At 70.7% G+C, this 4,831-nt stretch carries 4 protein-coding genes and 1 pseudogene; 1 reads left to right on the top strand and 4 read right to left on the bottom strand.

Annotated elements, in window-relative coordinates; translation table 11 throughout:
• Positions 1-2: 2 nt before the first annotated feature.
• Genes AOK24_RS39030 through AOK24_RS39020 form a run of 3 tightly spaced genes read right to left on the bottom strand, consistent with a single transcriptional unit; the run spans position 3 to position 2,706 of the window.
• Entirely contained in the window at positions 3-803 is an 801-nt protein-coding gene (locus AOK24_RS39030; RefSeq protein ID WP_055724670.1) for a polysaccharide deacetylase family protein, read from the bottom strand.
• A complete protein-coding gene (locus AOK24_RS39025; protein ID WP_055724669.1) occupies positions 800-1,861 on the bottom strand; it encodes a glycosyltransferase family 2 protein in 1,062 nt (353 codons plus the stop codon). Before AOK24_RS39025 ends, AOK24_RS39030 begins: the two co-directional genes overlap by 4 nt.
• Entirely contained in the window at positions 1,858-2,706 is an 849-nt protein-coding gene (locus AOK24_RS39020; protein ID WP_055724668.1) for a glycosyltransferase family 2 protein, read from the bottom strand. The genes AOK24_RS39025 and AOK24_RS39020 overlap by 4 nt, the downstream gene beginning before the upstream one ends.
• Positions 2,707-3,337: 631 nt before the next feature.
• Here AOK24_RS39020 and AOK24_RS39015 point away from each other — a divergent pair.
• Entirely contained in the window at positions 3,338-4,135 is a 798-nt protein-coding gene (locus AOK24_RS39015) for an SGNH/GDSL hydrolase family protein (RefSeq protein ID WP_055724667.1), read from the top strand.
• A 32-nt stretch (positions 4,136-4,167) separates the two neighbouring features.
• On the opposite strand, the pseudogene AOK24_RS39010 reads toward AOK24_RS39015, so the two are convergent.
• Positions 4,168-4,831, bottom strand: a pseudogene (locus tag AOK24_RS39010) (serine/threonine protein kinase); the annotation flags it as partial.

Below are 4,831 nucleotides of genomic sequence, written 5' to 3'. Positions count from 1 at the left end.
CCTCAGATCAGTGCCCCCGCCGCTCTCCTCCCCGCCCTCCGTGTCCGGCGCACCAGCGCGTACCCCTTCGTCAGGGCGCGGTCCCGGGCGAACGTGCGGATGATGGCGTGGCCGTCGAGGAGGTGCGCGAACTCGGCGTCCGTGGTGCGGCGGCGGACCGTGACCCGGCGCAGGGCGTACGGGCCCTGGGCGCGCCGGGCCAGGGAGTTGCCGACCGCGAGGGCCTGGGCGAAGCCGTTCTCGCGGACGGCGGCACGGACCCGGCGGTCGGAGTAGCCGTACGGGTAGGCGAACGACACGGGCAGCGCGCCGAGCCGGTCGGCGACGAGATCCCGGCAGCGGGTCAACTCGCCCCGCAGGGCGGCGTCGTCCAGCTGGTCGAGCTGCGGGTGGGAGTGGCTGTGGCCGCCGATCTCCACGCCCGCGTCGGCCAGTTGGCGGACCTGGTCCCAGTCGAGCATGGTGTCGAGGGCGCCGCCGGTGTCGTACGCGCCCTTGATCCAGCCGGTGGACACGAACAGGGTTGCCGGGAAGGCGTGTTGGGTGAGCGCCGGGAGGGCGTGGCGGTGGACGCCCTCGTAGCCGTCGTCGAAGGTGATGAGGACGGGGCGCGGCGGCAGGGGGCGGACCGTACGCCAGAGTGCGGCGAGGGCGGCCGTGGTGAGCGGGGTGAGGCCCTTCGCCGCGACCAGCTCCATCTGCCGCGCGAACGCCTCCGGCGACACCGACAACTCCCGTGTCGCGGGGCGGGGTTCGGCGGAGATCGCGTGGTACATGAGGATGGGGACACGGGCGTCGGTCATGCGGCGCCCTCGCCGTCGTACACCGGGGCCTGGTCGTTCGGCGGGCTGCCCGCGTCAACTCCCTTGTCCCCGCGCACCGTTGCCCGGTCGATCGGTACGACCGCGAACGTCGTGCCGTTGCGGCGGGCCCGGATCGTGCCGACGACGTAGCCGCCCGCGGCCGTGAGGACCCCCGCGACGATGGCGCCCGCCCGCCGCGCACCGCCGGGCCTCGCGCGCAGGGCGTCGCGCAGGCCGCGGGCGACTCCGGCGGGCAACACCCGTGTCGTGTACCGGCGTTCGGACTCCAGCCCCTTGTCGGTGCCGACGCTGCGGGCGACCAGCGCCTTGGAGAGGCCCTCGGCGTAGGTGCGGGTGCGGAAGTAGGCGAAGTGCTCGCGGGCCGGGGGGACCTTGTGGTGGATGACGGCCCGGTCGTCGACCAGGAGGATCGCGTCGGGTCTCTCGTGGCCGAGCCGGATGCACAGTTCGGTCTCCTCGCCGCCCATCGGCCGCTTGTCGCCGTCGCGCCCGATGCCGCTCGCGAACCCGCCGACGAGGTCGAACGCGCTGCGCCGGAAGGAGGCGTTGCCGCCGAGGATGTTGCGTACCCGGACCCGGCCGGGCGGCAGGCCCTTGTACGAGCAGCCCACCACCCAGTCGAACTCCTCCGGGAACCAGGCGGGTCTACGGCCCGATGACCACACGGGTTCGCAGCGCCCGCCGACCGCCAGGACCCGGGGGTCGCTGTACGGGTCGGCGAACCGGCGCAGCCAGTCCCGCTCGGCCACCGCGTCGTCGTCGAGGAACGCGATGATCTCGCCGCAGGACGCGGCGATGCCGGTATTACGCCCGGCGGACAGCCCGCGCGGACCGGCGTTGGCCAGTACCCGTACCTCCGAGGTCTCCTTGTACTCCAGAGTGAGCCGGTCCAGGAGCACCGGGTTGTGGTCGACGACCAGCAGGATCTCCTGCGCCGGGTGGCTCTGCGCGCGTACGGAGGCGACGGCGGCGAGGACGTCGTCCCAGCGGTCCTCGGTGTAGACGCAGATCACCACGGAGATGTCGAGCGGGGTCACGAGGCGTCGCCCCGGCCCGTGTCGAGGACCGGGGCTGTGTCGAGCAGCGGTGATTTCCGCCGACTCCTGCGCAGCGCACGCCGGTTGGACCGCTCCCTGAGGATGACCCGGAGTACCCGTAGTCCGTCCCGTACCGCCCGCAGGTTGGAGACGCCGTGGATGCGCAGGTACTCGTGGCTCGGTATCTCCTGCACCTTCAGCCCCGCCTTGACGACCCGGATGTTGATCAGGGTCTCGATCTCGAAGCCCGTGCAGTCGAGGTCGATCTTGTCGAGGCAGTGCCGCCAGAACGCGTTGTACCCGTAGCACAGGTCGGTGTAGCGCGCGCCGAACTTGCGGTTGACGACGGCGCACAGCACGCGGTTGCCGAGCCACCGGATGAACGTCATGTCGTCCGTGCCGCCGCCGTTGGCGAACCGCGAGCCCTTGGCGAAGTCGGCGCCGGAGACCAGCGCGGAGACGTAGCTGACGATCTCGTTGCCGTCGGCCGAGCCGTCCGCGTCGACCATCACGATGATGTCGCCGCTGCACGCCTCGAACCCGGTGATCAGGGCGTCGCCCTTGCCGCGCCCCTGCTGCTGAACGACCTTGACGGCGGGCCACAGTTCGCGGGCCACGCGGACGGTCGCGTCGGTGGAGTTGCCGTCGACCAGGACCACCTCGTGGATCCAGTCGGGCAGCGTCTTGAAGACGTACGGAAGGTTCTCCGCCTCGTTCATCGCCGGTATCACGACGCTCACGGGCGGCGTGATGGCCAGGTGCGAGGAGATCGGGCGGTACGTGGTGGCGGTGCCGTCGGCCAGGCGGTTCTGGCCCGTCGTCGCCGGTTGCAGAACGGAACTCATGAGTCTGGTCCCTCTCGTCCGGCGGACCGCCCGCCCCTGGGCGGCCCGGCTGAAAGTCCGGTTCGAAAGGGGGGTTTCTCCCCCGGAGGGACCAGGGTCCGGCGCGGGCGACGTGAGCGCGTCGCGTCCGCCGGCCCGGGTCCGCCGGGCGAGCTGGCAAAGCTGACGGCCGCCGGAGGTTACGGCGGCCGACCGCGCGGCACGGCTCGGTCACCCTGTCGGGTCACCGAGCTCGGCACCCCCCTACCGCGCTCCCGCTCCGGTGCCGCCGCGGTCCCTGAGCCCTCCCCTGGTGCCGCGTCCGACGGTCCGATGCGAGTGAGATGTACGACGGTATTGATGAATGAGCCCGTATGGCAAGACCTGAAGGGAGGGCTCACGATTTTGTTCGTTTGACCGTTACACGTCGGCTCGTCCGTCATTGGTTCCCACCGCGGCGCCTGCGAGGAACAGGTGACATCACCTGAGATGTACGGGTATTACAGGTGCCACGGGTATCGCGAACAAAGCGGGCGGAAAGAGTCGGGAACCGGTCCCGGAACGTACTCAAAAGTCTTGGCATGAACACTTCCCGTCAACACGCGTAGTTGCTACGACGGTTGTGGCAGACATGCTGCTAAAGGGAGGTTCCATGAGACGTTCCCGATTTGCCGTATTCGTCAGCACAGCGCTCCTCGCCGCGACCGCCGCCCTCACCGGCGGAGCCGGCAACGCCCAGGCCGCCACCGGTGGTTACGTCGCCCTCGGCGACTCCTACTCCTCCGGCGTCGGAGCGGGCAGCTACATCAGCTCCAGCGGTGACTGCAAACGCAGCACGAAGGCGTACCCGTACCTCTGGAACGCCGCCAACTCGCCCTCCTCGTTCACCTTCGCCGCCTGCTCGGGCGCCACCACCGCCGACGTCCTCTCCGGCCAGCTCGGCGGCCTCAACTCCTCGACCGGCCTCGTCTCCATCAGCATCGGCGGCAACGACGCGGGGTTCGCCGACGTCATGACGACCTGCGTCCTCGGCAGTGACAGCACCTGCCTCAACCGCATCAACACCGCCAAGTCGTACGTCGATTCGACACTCCCCGGCCGACTCGACAGCGTGTACGACGCGATCAGCTCCAAGGCACCCAACGCCCGCGTGGTCGTGCTCGGTTACCCGCGCTTCTACCGGCTCGGCGCGACCTGCCTCGGCCTCTCCGAGACCAAGCGCGGCGCCATCAACGGCGCCGCCGACTACATCGACGCGGCCATCGCCAAGCGCGCCGCGGACCACGGCTTCGCCTTCGGCGACGTCCGCACCACCTTCGCCGGGCACGAGATCTGCTCCGGCAGCTCCTGGCTGCACAGCCTCGAACTGCTGAACATCGGCGAGTCGTACCACCCGACGGCGGCCGGCCAGTCCGGCGGATACCTGCCGGTGCTCAACGCGAACGACTGACACATCCGCGGCCGTCGGAACTTGACGGCCCGTCAGTACGATGCGGACGGCGAGGGGGAGGCTCCGCCCGATGGGGTCTCCTTCTCGCAAGTGACCGAGAACGGCACCGAGTTGGACTTCGCGTTCACAGGCTTGCGCACCTCCACCCACAGTTCGTTCTCGAACGTCCCGCTCACCTCGCCCGTCGTCAGGAACACCCGCGCCTTCTTCGACCTGCCCTCTCCGTCGGCGAACTCCAGCGTCCGCCAGCCCGAGTCGACGGCCTCGCCGTCCTTCGAAACCCACCGGTACGACACCGTCGCGGGCACCCGCCCGACCGTGAACGCCGCGGTGAATGCCGGGGATTGAGACGTCGGGGGCGGGCAGGTCCCCGAGTAGTCGGTGCCCTCACCGGTCACGGTCACCGCGACCGACTGCGCCGGCCTCTCCTTGCTCGGCGACGGGGTGGGCGACGGGGACGGGGACGGCGGCGGCTCCTCGCTCCGACTGGCCGGCGGCGAACTCACCCCCTGCGACTGGCTGTTGGTCTGCGGCCCGCCCTTGCCCCCGCCGCCGCCCCCGTTGTTCAGCAGCGCGTACGTCAGCCCCCCGATCGCCAGCGCCACGACCAGCACCCCCACGATCAGCACGGCTGTCGCGCGCCGGTTGCCCTCGGAGGGCTCCGGCTGGTCGCGCACCAACGGCTCGGTGGGGGGC

Source organism: Streptomyces niveiscabiei (genome assembly GCF_001419795.1).
Taxonomy (GTDB): domain Bacteria; phylum Actinomycetota; class Actinomycetes; order Streptomycetales; family Streptomycetaceae; genus Streptomyces; species Streptomyces niveiscabiei.
This window is presented reverse-complemented; position numbering and strand designations above follow the sequence as displayed.

Bases quoted from the DNA above. Each gene is read 5' to 3' on its own strand.
- AOK24_RS39030 (WP_055724670.1), bottom strand. From the start codon at position 803: ATGACCGACGCCCGTGTCCCCATCCTCATGTACCACGCGATCTCCGCC.
- AOK24_RS39020 (WP_055724668.1), bottom strand. From the start codon at position 2,706: ATGAGTTCCGTTCTGCAACCGGCGACGACGGGCCAGAACCGCCTGGCC.
- AOK24_RS39015 (WP_055724667.1), top strand. From the start codon at position 3,338: ATGAGACGTTCCCGATTTGCCGTATTCGTCAGCACAGCGCTCCTCGCC.